Annotated in this window: 17 protein-coding genes, 1 pseudogene and 2 riboswitches; of the genes and pseudogenes, 4 read left to right on the top strand and 14 right to left on the bottom strand. The window is 38.4% G+C overall.

Going from position 1 to position 17,482, the window contains the following annotated elements; all coding sequences use genetic code 11:
* Positions 1 to 48: 48 nt before the first annotated feature.
* The gene (locus AC59HZ_RS06450; RefSeq protein ID WP_496545027.1) at positions 49 to 2,199 is read left to right on the top strand and encodes an ATP-dependent Clp protease ATP-binding subunit; all 2,151 of its coding nucleotides are present in this window, start codon (positions 49 to 51) and stop codon (positions 2,197 to 2,199) included.
* 238 nt (positions 2,200 to 2,437) lie between these two features.
* Here the strand turns inward: AC59HZ_RS06450 and AC59HZ_RS06445 are convergent, their stop codons facing one another.
* Entirely contained in the window at positions 2,438 to 4,132 is a 1,695-nt protein-coding gene (locus AC59HZ_RS06445; RefSeq protein ID WP_496545026.1) for a M3 family oligoendopeptidase, read from the bottom strand.
* Positions 4,133 to 4,227: 95 nt separating this feature from the next.
* Entirely contained in the window at positions 4,228 to 4,668 is a 441-nt protein-coding gene (locus AC59HZ_RS06440; RefSeq protein ID WP_496545025.1) for a MarR family winged helix-turn-helix transcriptional regulator, read from the bottom strand.
* Between the two features lie 130 nt (positions 4,669 to 4,798).
* Here AC59HZ_RS06440 and AC59HZ_RS06435 point away from each other — a divergent pair, with 130 nt between their 5' ends.
* A complete protein-coding gene (locus AC59HZ_RS06435; RefSeq protein ID WP_496545024.1) occupies positions 4,799 to 6,307 on the top strand; it encodes an ATP-binding protein in 1,509 nt (502 codons plus the stop codon).
* Between the two features lie 29 nt (positions 6,308 to 6,336).
* On the opposite strand, the gene AC59HZ_RS06430 is transcribed toward AC59HZ_RS06435, so the two are convergent.
* Entirely contained in the window at positions 6,337 to 6,861 is a 525-nt protein-coding gene (locus AC59HZ_RS06430) for a hemerythrin domain-containing protein (protein ID WP_496545023.1), read from the bottom strand.
* Between the two features lie 225 nt (positions 6,862 to 7,086).
* Here AC59HZ_RS06430 and AC59HZ_RS06425 point away from each other — a divergent pair, with 225 nt between their 5' ends.
* Positions 7,087 to 7,434, top strand: a complete 348-nt coding sequence (locus AC59HZ_RS06425) for a hypothetical protein (RefSeq protein WP_496545022.1) — start codon at positions 7,087 to 7,089, stop codon at positions 7,432 to 7,434.
* A gap of 132 nt (positions 7,435 to 7,566) precedes the next feature.
* Here the strand turns inward: AC59HZ_RS06425 and AC59HZ_RS06420 are convergent, their stop codons facing one another.
* From AC59HZ_RS06420 to AC59HZ_RS06405, 4 genes are read right to left on the bottom strand one after another with little or no spacing between them, the layout of a single operon-like run.
* Positions 7,567 to 7,851 carry a ferredoxin family protein gene (locus AC59HZ_RS06420; protein ID WP_098526926.1) on the bottom strand — a complete coding sequence of 95 codons (285 nt, stop codon included), beginning with the start codon at positions 7,849 to 7,851 and terminating at the stop codon, positions 7,567 to 7,569.
* Entirely contained in the window at positions 7,851 to 9,146 is a 1,296-nt protein-coding gene (locus tag AC59HZ_RS06415; RefSeq protein WP_496545021.1) for an FAD-dependent oxidoreductase, read from the bottom strand. Before AC59HZ_RS06415 ends, AC59HZ_RS06420 begins: the two co-directional genes overlap by 1 nt.
* Complete coding sequence (locus tag AC59HZ_RS06410) at positions 9,139 to 10,170, bottom strand: electron transfer flavoprotein subunit alpha/FixB family protein (RefSeq protein ID WP_496545020.1); 1,032 nt, start codon at positions 10,168 to 10,170, stop codon at positions 9,139 to 9,141. The genes AC59HZ_RS06415 and AC59HZ_RS06410 overlap by 8 nt, the downstream gene beginning before the upstream one ends.
* A 37-nt stretch (positions 10,171 to 10,207) precedes the next feature.
* A complete protein-coding gene (locus AC59HZ_RS06405) occupies positions 10,208 to 11,032 on the bottom strand; it encodes an electron transfer flavoprotein subunit beta/FixA family protein (protein WP_496545019.1) in 825 nt (274 codons plus the stop codon).
* A 425-nt stretch (positions 11,033 to 11,457) separates the two neighbouring features.
* On the opposite strand from AC59HZ_RS06405, the pseudogene AC59HZ_RS06400 reads away from it, so the two are divergent.
* Positions 11,458 to 11,767 (top strand): annotated as a pseudogene (locus tag AC59HZ_RS06400) (ZIP family metal transporter); the annotation flags it as partial.
* Positions 11,768 to 11,794: 27 nt separating this feature from the next.
* On the opposite strand, the gene AC59HZ_RS06395 reads toward AC59HZ_RS06400, so the two are convergent.
* The 7 genes from AC59HZ_RS06395 to AC59HZ_RS06365 form a co-directional block, all read right to left on the bottom strand.
* Positions 11,795 to 12,037 carry a Spo0E family sporulation regulatory protein-aspartic acid phosphatase gene (locus AC59HZ_RS06395; RefSeq protein WP_430069256.1) on the bottom strand — a complete coding sequence of 81 codons (243 nt, stop codon included), beginning with the start codon at positions 12,035 to 12,037 and terminating at the stop codon, positions 11,795 to 11,797.
* Positions 12,038 to 12,405: 368 nt separating this feature from the next.
* Positions 12,406 to 12,939 carry a 1,2-dihydroxy-3-keto-5-methylthiopentene dioxygenase gene (locus AC59HZ_RS06390; RefSeq protein WP_496545018.1) on the bottom strand — a complete coding sequence of 178 codons (534 nt, stop codon included), beginning with the start codon at positions 12,937 to 12,939 and terminating at the stop codon, positions 12,406 to 12,408.
* 16 nt (positions 12,940 to 12,955) lie between these two features.
* Positions 12,956 to 13,150, bottom strand: coding sequence for a hypothetical protein (locus AC59HZ_RS06385; protein ID WP_496545017.1), 195 nt, complete (start codon positions 13,148 to 13,150; stop codon positions 12,956 to 12,958).
* Positions 13,151 to 13,154: 4 nt separating this feature from the next.
* Entirely contained in the window at positions 13,155 to 13,784 is a 630-nt protein-coding gene (locus AC59HZ_RS06380; protein ID WP_496545016.1) for a methylthioribulose 1-phosphate dehydratase, read from the bottom strand.
* Positions 13,778 to 14,449 carry a 2-hydroxy-3-keto-5-methylthiopentenyl-1-phosphate phosphatase gene (locus tag AC59HZ_RS06375; protein WP_496545015.1) on the bottom strand — a complete coding sequence of 224 codons (672 nt, stop codon included), beginning with the start codon at positions 14,447 to 14,449 and terminating at the stop codon, positions 13,778 to 13,780. Before AC59HZ_RS06375 ends, AC59HZ_RS06380 begins: the two co-directional genes overlap by 7 nt.
* Positions 14,450 to 15,661: a 2,3-diketo-5-methylthiopentyl-1-phosphate enolase gene (gene mtnW, locus AC59HZ_RS06370; RefSeq protein ID WP_496545014.1), complete on the bottom strand. Its 1,212-nt coding sequence runs from the start codon at positions 15,659 to 15,661 to the stop codon at positions 14,450 to 14,452. It lies immediately after the preceding gene.
* Positions 15,662 to 15,735: 74 nt separating this feature from the next.
* A riboswitch (SAM riboswitch) is annotated at positions 15,736 to 15,844 on the bottom strand.
* Positions 15,845 to 15,922: 78 nt separating this feature from the next.
* The gene (locus AC59HZ_RS06365) at positions 15,923 to 17,101 is read right to left on the bottom strand and encodes a pyridoxal phosphate-dependent aminotransferase (protein WP_496545013.1); all 1,179 of its coding nucleotides are present in this window, start codon (positions 17,099 to 17,101) and stop codon (positions 15,923 to 15,925) included.
* Between the two features lie 195 nt (positions 17,102 to 17,296).
* Positions 17,297 to 17,450: riboswitch (SAM riboswitch) on the top strand.
* Positions 17,451 to 17,482: the final 32 nt, after the last annotated feature.

Below are 17,482 nucleotides of genomic sequence, written 5' to 3'. Positions count from 1 at the left end.
AGTCAAAGTCAAATTGATGAAAGCTAAATAACAAGGAGGTTATTACTTATGCTTTGTCAACGATGCAATCAAAACAACGCAAACGTACAATTATCTCTTAATATTAATGGACAACGTAAGGATATGAAGCTCTGTCACGAATGTTATGCAACTGAGAAAAAGGCAATTGGAGCAGGCTTTGGGCCGAATATGAATGCTTTCCCAGGTTTCTCATTTGAAGATTTGTTTAAGGATAAAAACTTCTCACAAAATATAAATTCAAATGGTCAATTTGCGACCCAAAGTACGAGAAAACATGACGGTTTTATTGATCAATTTGGCCGAAATTTAACGCAAATGGCTAAAGCCGGTTTAATTGACCCAGTCATCGGCCGTAATAACGAAGTTATGCGCGTCATTGAAATCTTAAACAGAAGAAATAAAAATAATCCTGTATTAATCGGGGAACCCGGTGTTGGTAAAACGGCCATAGCTGAAGGTCTTGCCCTTAAGATAGCTGAGGGAAATGTACCAGGAAAGTTACAAAATAAAGAGGTTTATCTACTTGATGTCGCTTCCCTTGTAGCTAATACAGGTATACGTGGTCAATTCGAGGAACGAATGAAACAGTTAATTACAGAATTACAAGAAAGAAAAAATATTATCCTGTTCATCGATGAAATACATCTACTTGTTGGCGCCGGTTCTGCTGAAGGCTCCATGGACGCTGGCAACATTTTAAAGCCTGCCCTTGCCCGAGGCGAATTGCAAGTGGTCGGTGCTACAACATTAAAAGAATATCGTCAAATCGAAAAGGATTCCGCATTAGAGCGCCGTTTTCAGCCAGTCCATGTTATAGAGCCTGATAACGAAGCCGCTATTAATATCCTAAAAGGGATCCAAAAGAAATACGAAGACTACCATGAAGTAACCTATACTGATGAGGCAATCCATGCTTGTGTCCAATTATCACAACGCTATATTCAAGACCGCTTTTTACCTGATAAAGCGATTGACGTATTGGATGAAGCCGGTTCAAAATTAAATCTTGCTTCTGAATACAAAAGCAATGACCAAATTGAAGCACGTTTAAAAGAGCTTGCTGCTGAGAAGGAACAGGCTTTAAAAAATGAACATTATGAAACAGCAGCCAAGCTTCGTGATGAAGAAGCAAAACTTGAAAAGTCATTAAATACAGCAGCAAGTACAGAAAGACCCGTTGTCACTGTTTCACATATCCAAGAAATCATCGAACAAAAAACAGGTATTCCTGTTGGTAAACTGCATGAAGATGAACAGCTAAAAATGAAAAATTTAGAAGTAAATCTAAATCATAAAGTTATCGGACAAGAAAAAGCCGTCCAAAAGGTGGCAAAAGCGATTAGACGCAGCCGTGCTGGCTTAAAATCAAAACACCGCCCAATAGGTTCCTTCCTATTTGTGGGTCCGACAGGTGTCGGTAAAACAGAATTAACGAAAACTTTAGCAGAAGAATTATTTGGCACGAAGGAATCGATGATCCGCCTTGATATGAGCGAATATATGGAGAAACACAGTGTCTCAAAATTGATTGGTTCACCTCCAGGCTATATTGGTCACGATGAAGCAGGACAGCTTACTGAAAAGGTCCGCCGAAATCCGTACAGCATTATTCTGTTGGACGAAATAGAAAAGGCGCATCCAGATGTCCAGCATATTTTCCTGCAAATTCTCGAGGATGGCCGTTTAACAGACAGTCAAGGCAGAATTGTAAGCTTTAAAGACACTGTAATTATTATGACAAGTAATGCCGGGGTCGGGCACAAAACAGTTCATGTCGGCTTTGGTACAAATGAAGCGGTTGAAGAGGCAAGTATTCTTGATTCACTGGGAAGCTTCTTTAAGCCTGAATTCTTGAATCGTTTTGACGGGATCATTGAATTTAATTCATTGGGCAGACAGCACATTTTGACTATCGTTGACCTAATGATTAATGAATTACTAGAAACACTAAAAGAACAAGACATGGAATTAACGATTACCACTGACGTTAAAGAAAAATTAGCTGAGTTAGGCTACCACCCTTCTTTCGGAGCCCGTCCACTTCGCCGGGTCATTCAAGAACAGCTCGAGGATAAAATTGCAGATTATATTCTTGAACAGCCTTTTGCGAAAAAGTTAACAGCAGTAAAGGAAGGTGCAGAATTACGTGTTGTGTCAACAGTGAATTCAGTTTCTTAATGAAAAGGCTGTGTTAAACGATATTGTTGTTTTTTTATACTCTGTTGATTGGAGCGGAAGGCGCTCGACTCCTGCGGGAGTACGGGGCTGGGGAGACCCCACAGGCGCTTTCAGCGCCGAGGAGGCTCCCCGGCACGCCCGCGGAAAGCGAGCGCCTGGAGCGGAAATCAACAGACAAATTTAACAGAGCCAATGACAAAAGCGAAGCCCTAACAGGGCTTCGCTTTTTAACGTAAAATTAAAGCTTTTTATCTTCAATAGAATTCAGCCATTTTTCAATTTCACTAACAACAGATTCCACACAACCGTTTTCAAATGGTGAAATTAAATGAGCAGCCTCGACAAGCTTAGTAAAAGACATGCTTCCGCCAAGCTTACAAAGGTTTACATAATCTTCCCAGGCTTCTTCTTGATTTTCTCTAGAACGCTTCCAGAATTGGAAAGCACAAATTTGTGCAAGAGTATAATCAATATAATAGAAAGGTGAATTATAAATATGACTCTGACGCTGCCAGAAGCCGCCCTTTTCTAAATATTCTTGACCATCATAATCTTTATGCGGCGTATATTTTTTCTCAATTTCCCGCCATGCCAGCTTCCTTTCATCTGGTGAAACTGTCGGATTTTCATAAACCCAATGCTGGAATTCATCCACGGAAACACCATAAGGAAGGAATAATAATGCACCACTTAAATGAGAAAACTTGTACTTATCGGTATCTTCTTTAAAGAATAGCTCCATCCACGGCCAGGTGAAAAATTCCATACTCATCGAATGAATTTCACATGCTTCGTAGGTTGGCCAATAATATTCAGGTATTTCAAAATGACGGCTTGAATAAACCTGAAAGGCATGGCCTGCTTCATGTGTTAGAACATCAATATCCCCTGAGGTTCCATTGAAATTAGAAAAGATAAACGGCGCCTTATAATTTTCAATATATGTGCAATAGCCCCCGCCTGCTTTCCCTTTCTTGGCAACAAGGTCCATTAAATTATTCTCCTGCATAAAGCTGAAAAATTCTCCCGTTTCTTTCGAAAGGTCTTCATACATTTTTTGCCCGTTTTCGATAATCCATTCCGGGCTTCCTTTTGGTATTGCATTTCCTGTTTGATAAATAAAATTTTCATCATAATATTTTAATTGTTCAAGGCCAAGACGCTCCTGCTGTCGCTTTTTCAATTTAGTTGTGATCGGAACAATAAAATCTTTTACTTGATCACGAAAATTTGCAACCATCTCCGAGTTATAATCGGTTCTCATCATTCGATAATATCCAAGTTCAACAAAGTTCTTATAGCCCAGTGTTTGGGCAATTTCTGTTCTTACCTTTACGAGATCATCAAAAATGCGATCTAATTCAGCTTCATGTTCAGCTAAAAAACTAAATTTCGCTTCATTGGCCTCTTTTCTCGTATTGCGGTCCGTAACCTGGGTAAAAGGCTCCAGCTGAGCAAGTGTTCTTTCTTCCCCATCAAAAACAATTTTTGCGGAAGCTATTAGCTTCGTATATTCAGTTGAAAGCCGATTTTCCTTCTGAAGCAGTGAAACAATTTCAGGTTTAAAAGTCTTAAGCTGGCCTTCAGCAAGTGCAAAAAGCTGTTCACCAAGTTTTTCTTCAAGCTCTGTTCTGAATTTGGAATCCACTAATGCTTGATAATACTTTGATACCAAACCTTCAACCTCAGGTTGAACTTCATCCATAAAATCCTGTTCTACCTTATAGTATTCGTCATCTGTATCAATCGAATGACGGATATAACAAAGATTGAACATCGTTCCCAGGTCATTTCTTAATTGGTTAATGTTGTTCATTTCCTTAATTTGTTCTTCGACAGACACAGCATTTTTGAAGCGCTCTAACACAGTATCAAATTTTACTGTTACTTCTTCTAAATTCGGACGAGCATATGTATAATTTTCAAAACTCATTGAAACATCCCCTTTGTACTAATTTTCCAGCAATAATCAATTCGACACTATTCAATAATATTCCTTTATAAAAAAAAAATACGGCAATAGCCGTATTAAAATTTCCCTGCAGGGATTCCTAATTTTTTCAAGAGATCAATTGCTTGAAGTTTCTCTTCACCAGAAAGACTAGACATAAGCTTATCAATTTGCTGTGCATGGTCAGGAAAAATATCTTGAATAAATTTTTTCCCTTCATCTGTTATTTGTGCATACGTGACACGTCTGTCCTTGGGACAAGCAATTCTTTTCAGCAATCCTTTTTGTTCAAGTTTATCAACTACATAGGTTATGCTTCCGCTGGCAAGTAGAATTTTCCCGCCAATTTGCTGCATAGGCTGATCGCCTTTATGATAAAGAAGCTCTAAAACAGCAAATTCTGTTGGATTTAAACCATTTGCTTGTATAACCTTATTAACATGTTCATTTATAGCTTTATAGGCTCTTGAAAGAACAATAAATAATTTTAATGAAGTAGAAACTGAATCGTTTTCCATAGAAACTCATCCTTTTAAATTATCTCGATTTCAAAATTATTATAAAAAATTTTTGAAGTACTGTCAAATTCCCTTTTAATGGTATAATAATTTCGTTAAGAGAGATAACTGAAAAATTTGAGGTACGTTCATGAAAATTCACAAAAGTAATATACTTACTTATTTAATCGTTGTGGTTATTCCAGTTTTCCTTTTATGTATATATTTTTATAATGATATTTTAAAAGAAAATGATAGCAGTAGAAAAGAGGATGCTAGTTGGATCGCATCTATTTACCAGAAAAACTGGGACCAATTCATTAGCGAAACCGTGACTAGTTTAAAAATATTATCTCTTTCAGCCGAGGATACCCTGTTCACACCTCAGAAAATGGAACCACTCCTCAATAAAGTGAACCAAAATGATCCAAGGTACAGTGGACTCTACTTACTTGATACGACTGGAAGAATTTTAACAGGTACGGTTTCATTGCGAAATGAAGCTGATTTTTCCAAATTAGACTTTATTCAAGAAGTAATCAAAACGAAGGATATTATTATTTCTGAACATGAGGAAATTCTTAAAAATAACCAAAGAGTCATCGGGTTGGCAACACCAGTTCTTGATGAAGATCACAATTTAAAGGCCATTCTTGTTGCAGACCTCAGGATTGATTATATGCGGAACGTGATGAAGGTTCTTACTCCGGATACCAAACTTTATGTTGTAAATGGTGCCGAAAATCCCCTCTTTGAAATAAATGTGAAGCGAAAAGATATGATAGATACAACAAACTGGGTCACTACACCAATGGATCGTTTGCCATGGAGCATAAAAGTGAAAATGGCCGACCGAAATGGAAAACAGATTGTCAATGAAATGGGAGAAAATTTATTTTTCATTCTTATCATCACACATATTCTCTTTTTGCTAATCAAATATATCTTGTTAAGAATTCATACCGGTAGAGAAAGAAAACAAAATGAACTCCAGAAGCTTGAATTAGTGGGTACATTGGCTGCTAGTACTGCACATGAAATCCGGAATCCACTTACAGGTGTTAAAGGGTTAATACAACTACTGAGTGAAAAATATACAGAACCCCATGACCGCTATTATTTTAATGTTATTAACTCAGAGCTTAAACGAATAAATGAAATCGTCAGCGAGTTTTTAATTCTAGGTAAGCCGACGGCACAACTTATCGATAATGTAAATATAAATGAAATCCTACATGAACTAAGTCCATTAATAGTATCTGAAGCAAATTCTCATAATATAGAGTGTATATGGCGGATTTCAGAGCAACCGATGATAGTAAAATGTGTAAAAGACCAAATTAAACAGGTAATCTTAAATATTACAAAAAATGCCTTAGAATCATTTGAAAGCACTGGGAAGCTTGAAATTGTCCTACAAAAAATGGAAGATGTTTGCAAAATTGAGATTATTGATAATGGTAAAGGGATTCCAAAGGATGAGTTAGAAAAAATATTTCGGCCGTTTTATACCTCCAAAGAAACGGGTACAGGTCTTGGCTTGGTTATCTGTAAACGTATCATCAACTCTTTCGAAGGGACTATCGAGATAACCAGCACAGAAAAAATAGGCACTACGGTTGAAATAACATTGCCAATAGCAAAGGAAAAACGAGACTAATCCGTCTCGTTTTTTCTATTTTTTCCCATTTACTTAATTTCCTGAATTTTACGGTATAATTCTAATTTTTCTTCATTAGAAAGCATTCTCTCTGCCATCGGGAAAAGTACATTTTCTTCTTTTGCAAAATGTTCCGTTAAAATGAAGTATGCGTTTTGAATTAGTTCGGCAAATGTTTTCATTTCTGAAGATGTTGAAGGCACATTTAACGATTTTTCAAGAAATGCTTTGATATTTGCTTTCGCCTGATCATGCTCATATTCCATGACCGCAATTGGACCAGATGTTGTACCAATATAAACACCCATCATTGGAAACAGGACTCCCTCTTCCCTTTCCGAATGAGGATCTAATGCTGCTTTAAATTCCTTTACTTTCGTAATTAATTCATTAAAATTCTTTTCAAGTTCTATTTCTTGATCAATTTTTTGCGTTAAGGTAAATAATTCCTCTAATTGTGTTAATAATGGGGGATGCTCACCCTTTAATTGTTTAAGTCCTTCACTTAATTCGGCCTGCGGCATTCCTCCGAAAGCACTCATACATCCACTCATAATCTTTTTCACCTCTAACCAATTTATTGCCTTAAGTATAAAAAGAAATAGCCGTTTATGTAGTGACTGAGGTCACATTTAACAATTTTCCAGGTTGATCCGTCATTTTTTTGTCAAATTTATGAAAACGTTTTATATTTTTTTAAAATTTTAACATTTATCACTCAAAAATCGTTAATAGTTTCATATAATATAGTTAAGAAAGACAAAGGAGGGCAAAATCCCATGAAAACGCCAAATTATCACGATTTTTACGAAAAGGCATTAATCCCGATTGGTTTGAATGACCTTAACTCCTTAAAGGAAACGGAAGCTCATTGCCCTATTTCTCCCTCAACTCACTGGCTCATTGCAGTAGAAGGAGTGAAGCTGGCACAGCCAAAGATATATTATCATTGGAAAGTGAGTGTTTATCCTGCTGACTGCGAAGGGGATTTCAATTGGAAAACGCCATATTATTGTTCTGCAAACATGGAGTCTATAGACTCTGCGATAGCTTATGCCAGCTCACTAGTAAGTTCAGGCAAAAAAGATGAACTTACCTCCTCCACGATATTAGAGAAAATAAGCTAATCCTCATAAATTTTTCCTTCAGCTTCACCTTCTTTTTATCCCTACTTGTGAAATAACATACATATAGTGTTTTTCTAAATCTTTTAATATAAAAAAGTGCTGTATGCAATGATTGCATACAGCACTTTTTTATTAGGCTAAACGGAAGACAATACCGTGTCCACCCTTCGGATATTCCCATTTAATGTTCTGGTAAGGACAGCCGATACGGCAGCTTCCGCACTCATGACAGCCTTCATAGCCCACTTGCATCCTGGTCCCTTCCCATTTATATACCTCTGCAGGACAAAAGACGGTACAAATCTTGTCAGGACATTTCGTCATGCAAATATCATGATCAAGTACGGTCAAATGAGATTTCGTGTCACACTTAAAACGGAGAAGATACTGTTTTTCTTCGATATTTTTAGTTGACATTATTTCACCGCCTTCCAAGCTCGATAAATATCTTGAATTACCCGAAGCGTCCCTCTTTCTGATGTCACACTCTTCATGATTTGTTTCTGTTTATCGCGTTTTGGTGTTCCATCTACGGTAAAGAATTTGCTCATTGCTTTGTTCATCATTGGTACATATTCTTTGAAGTATTGCGGATATTTTTCAAATGTGTGTGCAGCGTCTTTGTATTTCTCTAAATCTTTAATAATAAAACTATCATAAAGCTTCTCACGATAGAGATTTAAACTGGCTTCAGAAAAGTCTCCCCTATGTTTAGCCTCTATAACGGATTCTGCTGCTAATAATCCTGAATGCATCGCCATGTTCGAACCTTCACGATGAATGGCATTAACAAGCTGTGCTGCATCACCTACAACAATAACACCATTACCTGCCACCTTTGGTACAGAACGATAGCCTCCTTCAGGAATGAGATGGGCAAGATATTCGGCTGATTCACCGCCGGTAATCAACGGTTTCACCATTGGGTGATTTTTCAGGTAATCAAGTAGCTCATATGGCTTCATTTTCGCATTAATCATACTAGATAGGGTCGTTCCTACTCCGATATTTAAGCTATCCTTATTGGTATAAAGGAATGCAGTTCCAAGGTTTCCCTTAGTGGAGTCACCAAATATTTCAATCGTACAGCCTTGATTATCTTCTAAATTAAAGCGGTCATTAATTTTTTCTTTTGGCAGATTAATAACTTCCATGACTGTTAAAGCTACTTCATCTGGACGGAACTCTTTATGGAAGCCCAATTGTTTGGATAGCAGCGAGTTTACACCATCCGCAAGGACCACGACATCTGCGTAGACCTCACCATTCGGACGGTCGGTGCGAACTCCTATCACCTTACCATTTTCAACTATACATTCGGTTACAACGGTTTCGTTGATAAGCAGTGCACCTGCTTCTACTGCTTTCCCAGCAAACCATTGGTCAAACTGAGCTCGAAGTACGGTAAAGTTATTATATGGCTCTACTGCCCATTCAAGACCTTTATAGCCAAAGGAAACAACAGATTCCTTATCCATCATCCAAAAACGCTGTTCTATTACAGGTCTTTCAAGCGGAGCTTCCTTCCAAAATTCAGGGATGAGCTCTTCCATTTGCTTACGATATAATACACCGCCCATGACGTTTTTAGCTCCTGGGTATTCCCCTCTTTCAATAAGCAATACGTTTAAGCCGCTTTTTGCACAAGTAAAGGCACAAGAAGTACCCGCTGGGCCTGCTCCGACTACGATAACATCAAATTTTTCAGACATAGATTATTTCACCGCCTTTTTCCGCTTTTAGCTTCTTAAATTGTGCGATTAGTTTAGGGACAATTTCCATTGCGTCCCCAACAATCCCATAGGTTGCTACATCAAATATCGGTGCATTCGGATCCTTATTGATGGCGATAATGAACTCAGAATTTTTCATACCCACCACATGCTGAATGGCCCCTGATATTCCGATTGCAAAATAAATTTTCGGTGTAACCGTTTCCCCTGTTTGACCAACCTGCTGTTCGTGCCTAAGCCACCCGGCTTCAACCACGTCACGTGTACCCCCAACACTTGCACCTATGGTGTCAGCCAATTCATGAATGAGCTGGAAATTTTGCACATCCCCCATTCCTTTTCCGCCGCAAACGATAACGTGTGCATCGGCTAAATTGGCTTTTTTTGTTACATCATTCACAATTTGAAGGACTTTTGTCCTGATTTCTTCTTCTTCGACAGTAATTTTCTCTTCGATAATTTTACCAAGTCTGCTTGATTCTGGCTCTAATGCCTTCATGACCTTTGGCCTCACCGTTGCCATTTGCGGGCGGTGCTTTTTACAAAGAATGGTTGCCATAATATTACCGCCGAACGCCGGTCGGCTTGCTTCTAGTAATCTGCTATCTATATCCACATCCAGCATGGTAGTATCTGCGGTTAATCCGGTGCTTAAGTCAGTTGCCACTGCGCTTGCTAAGTCTTTACCGTTTGGTGTCGCTCCATATAGGATGATTTCAGGCTTATATTTTTTAGCTACGTGCATAACAGCCTTCATATATGACTCTGTTCGGTAATGTTTTAAGACTGGATTGTCAATAAGATACACGGTATCTGCGCCGTAAGCTATTACCTCTTGAGCTAAAGGCTTAACTCCATGGCCAAGCAAGAATCCCGCCAATGGAACTTGCAATTTATCAGCAAGCTTTCGCCCGGCACCAAGCAGTTCAAGTGATACACCTTCAATTTTTCCGTCATTTTGTTCGATAAATACCCAGACACCACGATAATCGTCCAGATTCATGTAAACCCCTCCCTGCGGCAAAAAGATTTAGTCTTTGTTATTTGGATGATTGTAATGTAAACAGGTCTTTTTTCTCCATCAATACTTCCATGAGCTGGCTAACTTGGTCATCAGCAGAACCTTCTAGTTTTTTTCCACCTTCAGGTCGTGGGGGTGTAAACATTTTTCCAACGATCGTTGGAGAACCCTTCAGTCCCAGCTGTGCCAGATTAACTTTTTCTAGGTCGCTAACTGCCCAAATAATCGGCTCATACCTAGCTGCTTCAATCATGTTAGGCATTGGCGAATATTCGATATCATTAATTTCCTTTTCAACAGTTAACAGGCAGGGAAGCTGCGACTGAATTAATTCATAGCCGTTTGTCAGTTTCCGTTTTATCAAAACCGTTTTTTCCTTCTGATTAACTTCGATAACTTCGATAACATTTGTTACAGGCGGGATATCCATTCTTCTCGCAATCCCGGGCCCAACTTGTCCTGTATCACCATCGATGGCATGTTTACCACAAATAATCATATCTACAGGATGATCCTTGTTGATTCTTTCTAATGCTTTTGATAAGGCGTAACTGGTTGCTAGTGTATCTGCTCCTGCAAAGGCACGGTCAGAAATTAAATACCCTCTATCAGCACCTATTTCAATACTCTTTTTAATCACTGCAGTTGCTTGCGGCGGCCCCATTGACAACACTGATATCGAACCGCCTGTTATTTCCTTAATTTTCACAGCTTCTTGAACCGCATGTGCATCGTAAGGGTTTAAGATTGCCGGGGCACTGCGCCGGTCGAGTGTGTTTGTTTTGGGATTAATTTTAATGATTTTTGTATCGGGTACTTGTTTGACACATACGACAATGTGCATGTAGGACTTTCCCTCCTCCATATAGTCTAAAAATGTTGAAAGCGTTCGCCTTCTTTGGTTATTTAAAATGCTTTTATTAACGATATATGTATCGAAATATAAGCATATTACCCAAGTTTGATAGTTTTCTTTTTTTCCTACATGTTTAAACTAAATTTTAAAGTCATCTGGACAGTTTTCTAGGGAGTTTTAACAAAAGCAATTGAAGAATTATAGAAGCAGCAATGTATGTAGAGAGTCATGATGTAAGTGTTTATTACAAAATAGTACTAATTTAACTATAAGAAATATTGAGATATAAACAATGATAAAAATCACAGTAACTGTCTAATATTGTAGAAATAAATGGTTTCTTTTTTTATGGGATTTTTGTTAAGAGGATTTTATGTTTGAAGTTTTTTTGGCAGCGTTCTTTCAGCTTTAGACTTCATAATATACCTGAAGGTTTATCAAGTGGCGTTAGCTGCGCCACTTTAGGAAGGAGATACCGGGAATTTAATTGCATTGACAATTGGCGCACAAAAATGCGCCCGAAGGCCTCCTTGTCGCATTATTTTTAATCAATCAGCGAATTAGTAAACTGAAGACCTTCATTCTTGCAACCTTAACAGGTGCACTTGAAATTGTTACTTCCTTTTTAGGATATTTATTGACTTCTGTGGTTAAAGGCTTGTCCTATAGGGTTTATCATTTTCCGCAAGAGCTATGTTGTTTAATATTTATAAAGAATTCATTATTGATATTTTTCTATGTAAAGATTCTTTATACTAATACTCTTGGCCAAATCATGATCATTTGTTGAAAGGCAAATTTAACCTCTTCATTTGGCCGTGGAGTTTTTCCCATGATTTTTTGGTACTCATTGATCAATTCATCTAGTTCCTGGCTGTATTTTATCGTTTCTTCACTAGTAAAGCCCTGTGTATTGGCACTATTTATCATTAATTCCCTTTTTGCTTTGATTTCCTCAATCATGTCGGATTGATTATTACTATACTTGTACAATGTTATCCCCCTGCCTCTTACATTATTACTGTAAACTGCTAAAAAAGTAGACTACTTGAAGAATTATGACAAGAATTTTTATAAAAGTAAATACATTCGCAAAAGTAGACAAAACAATCTATTAATCTTGGTATTCGACATGATTTTCGTTTGTTTTCTACTTTTTTCGACATTTTTCTATATAAAAGACCGGAATCATAATTCAGTTTATTCAAAAAATTAAAGTACCTTTTTCAAGTTTTCTAACACTTTCTATTTGTTTAATATTGAAAGGGTTTACATTGTTTTATCAAAATATTTTTTAGTACAAAATTCCTATATTATTTCACAAAAAAACTGGCTAATCGATGCTGCCAGTTTTTTTATCATTATTGATTTACTTCTAATTTTTCATAAATCGGCACCCAGCCTTCAGTTGTCACAAAGATACGCACCGAGACTACTTTACGGTCTTCCTCTAAAGTAAAATAATGCCTTGTATTTTCAGGAACTGAAATCAAGTCTCCTGGATTCAGATGGACTTCAAAAAACTCACCATCTTTTCCTTGGATGACAAAAACACCATGCCCGCTAACAATGAAACGGACTTCATCATCTGTATGATGATGCTCGTTCTTAAAGTTTGTCAATAATACATCCAGATTAGGTGTATGTTCTGATAAGGAGATGACATCCTGAGCTTTATAGCCTCTTCTCGTGGAAATATCAGCAATTTCTCCTGCAAAGGTATTTAAGATTTCTTCTTTTTCTTCATCACTTAATAAATACTTTTCCACTAGTGATGAAGGTAGTTTGCTAATATCCCAATTTTCATAAATTACTTCCTGAGAAGCTAGAAAGCTAGAAACCTCCTCATGTTCATGAAGTTGGTCCTGTTTGTTTTGAAATGTAATATATGCCATTTTTCATCTCTCCCCTTTAAAATATTGGCAGTGTTAAACTAGTCTGTTGATTTCCGCTCCAGGCGCGAGCGGTCCGCGGGCGGTTCGGGGAGCCTCCTCGGCGCTTCAGCGCCTGCGGGGTCTCCCCTGTACCGTACTCCCGCAGGAGTCTCGCACCTTCCTCTCCAATCAACAGGGTTAAAAAATCAACAGGAACCTTTAACACTGCCAAAATATTAAACAACTTTAAATAATTGATTTCGTTTATGTTCTAGCAAGCGTAATTGATAGCGAAATAAGAATTCTGAGGCTTCAAGTATTTTCTTAGCTTCAAAAGCGTTTCTTCCCCAAACGGTAATGCCATGATTTCGAATTAAGACGGCGCCAGTATCGCCTGAAACATGTTCGGAAAATTTATTTGCAAGTGTTGGGATATGAGCATAATTCCGAATAATCGGTATTTTCAGAACGGAATCCTCTTCCCATTTATCAAATGCCTTTATCAGTTCTTGCCCTTTAAAGGTTACTTCGCCATTATCACCATATACTTCTGAAATGACATTATTATCAATCGTATGGACATGGAGACTGCAGCCTGCATTAGTCTTACGGTATATCTCAACATGAAGCAAGGTTTCAGCTGAAGGCTTTAAATGGGTTTCTTCTACTGCATGGCCAAATTCGTCAACGAGTAAGAAATCTTCTTCTGTACGCTTGCGCTTATCTTTCCCACTTGCTGTTACCAAAAATCGAAGCGGGTGATCACTAACTTTAATCGCCAGGTTTCCACTTGTCCCCATAAACCAATCCCGTTCAGCCAATTCATCCTTTACATCAGCTAATTCATTCCATCTTTCCTTTAGCATGATAGTTCACCCACCTCAATTCTTTTTTTTATCTCCTCAATACAATCAAAGAATGTATGAAATTCCCGGTGGTTTATCCCCCACTCCAGGCATTTCTCCTGTAACAAATCTCTTGCCAATACTAAGTCGGCATGCTTTGCAGCTTCAAGATCCGTAACGGAGTCTCCGATGACAACCCTAAAGCTATTTTTATGATTCAACTGACGAATGATGCTCGGTTTACAGCAGCCGCAATCGTTTTTACATAAAGGATCACATGTATGCGGCCAAAGAATCCGAATTCCTTCTTCAGAAAAATCGGATTCATTGCAAAATACTCCTGCAAATGGCCCATAATCAGCTAGAATTGGATAAATAAAGAAATCGATTCCACCACTTACAATATAGAGGGGAATTCCTTTCTCATGTGCAAATGCAACAAACTCTTTGAAACCTGCACGAATTTTCGCATTTTCAATCACAAATTTTGTTATTTCATCTTTCCTATCACTTGGTAACAGAGAAAATAACTTACCTACACCTTTGCTAATTGAAATCTGACGGGATAGAATCTGATCTTTTATTTCCCCCCACCCTGGAGGTGCAAATTTCTTCATGATGGCAATGATATTATCACTTTCTGTTATCGTCCCATCAAAATCGCAATAAATGACTGGCCGGGACATTTACACTGTCACCTCAGCATTCCCCCATAACGTCAATGCCTTTTTGAGATCTGGGAACTGTTCAGCTCCTTGGGCTAGCAGTTTCCCTTGGAGGTTTGTTTCGATTGCCTGACGGAATGCTAAGCCTCCGCCACAGGCACCATCTGGATGACCATGGACGCCGCCGCCTGCGTTAATGACTGAATCGATCCCAAAGTCACGAATTAATAAAGGAACAAGTCCTGGGTGGATTCCTGCGGAAGGGACAGGGAATGCCTTTAGGAAGGTATCCGCCTTCGTTAATTCACTGGCAATCGCGAGCGCAGATGTTTTTTCCAATGCTACAGTTCCATATGGAGATGGAAAAAGTGACAAATCTGCACCCGCATACCTTAGCAGCTTACCAAGCAGCAAGGAATGGGAAAATCCAAATTCTAGCGACGATGTTAAAGCCCCGCTGACTGCAGGATGGGCCATAAGCGGAAGACCTATTTCATCGTCCTCTCTTAATTCTTGAAGAACATCGAGCCCATATGAAAACACATTAAAAAGTAAAAGGTCTGCTCCAAGTTCCGCCGCCTTTCTTGCTTTATCCCTAAGCTGAGAAGTTCTGCCTGTCAGATTAACAGCGTAAAGCGTTTTATGGCCCGTCTCATCATAGACCTCTTTTAACACCTTTTTCCCAGCATCGATTCTTTTTTCAAAGGGTGTTAGTGCATTTTCAAAAAGAATTTCGTCATCTTTAACAAGATCGACACCACCAAGTGCCTGCTGCCTTAGCTGCTCGGCTAAAAAAGAAAGATCTTTACCAAGTACTCCTTTAAAGATGCTCATTAAAAGCGGTCTATCATATACGTTTAATTTCGCTCTAATCCCCTCAATCCCAAATTTCGGGCCTGGGAATAAACGCTTAATATTTTCGGCAAACTCCAAATCCAGTAATTTTATTTTTCCATCCAAAGAAAGTTTTCCAAAAACAGTTGTTAAAATCGCCGGTATATCATTTGAAAAATTAAGTGTCGGATAGGCAATACGAATCAAGGTTTGATTTTCTTTTTCCGAATGAATTCCCTCGATGGAAACGACCCTTCCCTTATGCTTTCGTAATTGGTTTTGTTCGAGTTCGGGCAAATTTGTCCATGAACCCACTGTCAGTCCCAGTGCAATTTCCTCTGCTTTTTTGTCTGGATTTTTTTCATCATGCAGTAAATATGTAGCGATTAATTCAGACATTATTACACTTCCTTTCGTAATAACATAAAAAAACCTCTTCGAAAAGAAGAGGTTAGCATTACCAAACTAACATCTTCTCATCTATCAGCTGTTCGCTGCAAGAATTAGCACCGTGCTTAAAAATGGTTTAAGTCGGTTGCCGGGCTTCATTGGGCTAGTCCCTCCGCCTGCTCTTGATAAGAAAACGATTTGTAATATTCATTATTTTCACATTGGTTAACTTTAGTTTGGATTATCCCAAGAAAGAAATAAAATGTCAACCTATTTTTCAAAAATTTCTAAACTGCTAATTCTTCCGACAGCTTCCCTTAGTTGCTCCTCAGATGATAAAAGTCCAACACGGACAAAACCTTCTCCATATTGACCGAAGCCAATACCTGGAGCGACCATAATATGTGCCTGTTCGAGAAGAATGTTAGCGAATTCCTCTGACGTTAGTCCATCGGGGACCTTTAACCATGCAAAAAAGGATCCTTTAGGTGCGGTAACATCCCAGCCTAGCGAGCGTAAGCCGTCAATTAGGACATTCCTTCTTCTCTCATAAAGCTGATTTAATTCCTTCACACAATCTTGTGATGCAGTTAATGCTTCAGCTGCAGCTTCCTGAACAGCACCAAATAAACTTACATATAGATGATCCTGCAAAAGCTCGATGGCCGAAATAACACTTTCATTTCCTACAGCAAACCCCACTCGCCAGCCGGCCATATTATAGGTTTTGGAAAGTGTATAAATTTCGATCCCCACATCTTTTGCTCCTTCCACCTGCAGGAAGCTGATTGGTTTTTTTCCGTCAAAACCTATTGCCCCATAGGCAAAGTCATGGACAACGCAAATATCATTTTTACTGGCAAGCTTGACAGTGTCCTCAAAAAACTCAGCCGTAGCAGTTGCTCCTGTCGGATTATTAGGATAGTTGAGGAACATTAATTTAGCATTAGATAAAATTTCCGGTGACAGTTCCTCATAATCTGGTAAGAAATGATTACTCTCTCTTAACGGCATCATCGCCATTTCAGCTTGCGCAAGGGCGACACCAGACCAATAATCGGGATAGCCTGGATCTGGGACCAGAATGGTGTCACCAGGGTTTAACAAACACTGAGGTATTTCTACTAGGCCAGCTTTGCCGCCAAAAAGAATGGCGACTTCTTTATCTGGATTAAGGGTAACTCCATATTCTCTCAAATAAAATTCTGATGCAGCCTGTTTTAAATATTGATGTCCTTGGAAGGGCGAATATTTATGGTTGATGGGATTGGCTGCTGCTTCCTGAAGCTTGGCAACAATATGCGCGGGTGTAGGCTGGTCAGGATTTCCCTGTCCCAAATTAATAACATCATAGCCTTGTTCAAGAAATTGACCAACCTTTTTCACAAGGGAGGCAAAAAATTGTTTTGGAAGACTATTTAAAAGATTTGATGGCGGAAATTGTTTCAATACTCTCACCTGCTCTAACTATTTCAATTTTAGTTTGAAATTCTAGTCACAAATGATATAACTTTTATATTTACTTGTAAAGTAAAAATTCCGAAACGTTTTAGATGGCAATACAAATAATTTCCAAAAAATATTGACACTTATCTTTTTATCCTGTTATAGTACTTATCAGATTATTAAATTTATAAAAAGATACTCTTATCATGAGCTGGCTGAGGGATTTGGCCCTTTGAAGCCCAGCAACCGACCATAAACCATTATCAAATGGGGCGGATTTTTCGCCGGGGAAAACCCCAAAAAGGCACGGTGCTAATTCCAACAGAAGGATGTTCTTTCTGAAAGATAAGAGGTGCGACAGACATGAATGTCTTCAGAGCCTCT

This window comes from Neobacillus sp. DZ-9 (genome assembly GCF_059587065.1).
This window is presented reverse-complemented; position numbering and strand designations above follow the sequence as displayed.

Excerpts from the sequence above, each read along its gene's own strand:
- AC59HZ_RS06450 (WP_496545027.1), top strand. The coding sequence starts at position 49 with ATGCTTTGTCAACGATGCAATCAAAACAACGCAAACGTACAATTATCT.
- AC59HZ_RS06445 (WP_496545026.1), bottom strand. The coding sequence starts at position 4,132 with ATGAGTTTTGAAAATTATACATATGCTCGTCCGAATTTAGAAGAAGTA.
- AC59HZ_RS06440 (WP_496545025.1), bottom strand. The coding sequence starts at position 4,668 with ATGGAAAACGATTCAGTTTCTACTTCATTAAAATTATTTATTGTTCTT.
- AC59HZ_RS06435 (WP_496545024.1), top strand. The coding sequence starts at position 4,799 with ATGAAAATTCACAAAAGTAATATACTTACTTATTTAATCGTTGTGGTT.
- AC59HZ_RS06430 (WP_496545023.1), bottom strand. The coding sequence starts at position 6,861 with ATGAGTGGATGTATGAGTGCTTTCGGAGGAATGCCGCAGGCCGAATTA.
- AC59HZ_RS06425 (WP_496545022.1), top strand. The coding sequence starts at position 7,087 with ATGAAAACGCCAAATTATCACGATTTTTACGAAAAGGCATTAATCCCG.
- AC59HZ_RS06420 (WP_098526926.1), bottom strand. The coding sequence starts at position 7,851 with ATGTCAACTAAAAATATCGAAGAAAAACAGTATCTTCTCCGTTTTAAG.
- AC59HZ_RS06415 (WP_496545021.1), bottom strand. The coding sequence starts at position 9,146 with ATGTCTGAAAAATTTGATGTTATCGTAGTCGGAGCAGGCCCAGCGGGT.
- AC59HZ_RS06410 (WP_496545020.1), bottom strand. The coding sequence starts at position 10,170 with ATGAATCTGGACGATTATCGTGGTGTCTGGGTATTTATCGAACAAAAT.
- AC59HZ_RS06405 (WP_496545019.1), bottom strand. The coding sequence starts at position 11,032 with ATGCACATTGTCGTATGTGTCAAACAAGTACCCGATACAAAAATCATT.
- AC59HZ_RS06390 (WP_496545018.1), bottom strand. The coding sequence starts at position 12,939 with ATGGCATATATTACATTTCAAAACAAACAGGACCAACTTCATGAACAT.
- AC59HZ_RS06380 (WP_496545016.1), bottom strand. The coding sequence starts at position 13,784 with ATGCTAAAGGAAAGATGGAATGAATTAGCTGATGTAAAGGATGAATTG.
- AC59HZ_RS06375 (WP_496545015.1), bottom strand. The coding sequence starts at position 14,449 with ATGTCCCGGCCAGTCATTTATTGCGATTTTGATGGGACGATAACAGAA.
- mtnW (WP_496545014.1), bottom strand. The coding sequence starts at position 15,661 with ATGTCTGAATTAATCGCTACATATTTACTGCATGATGAAAAAAATCCA.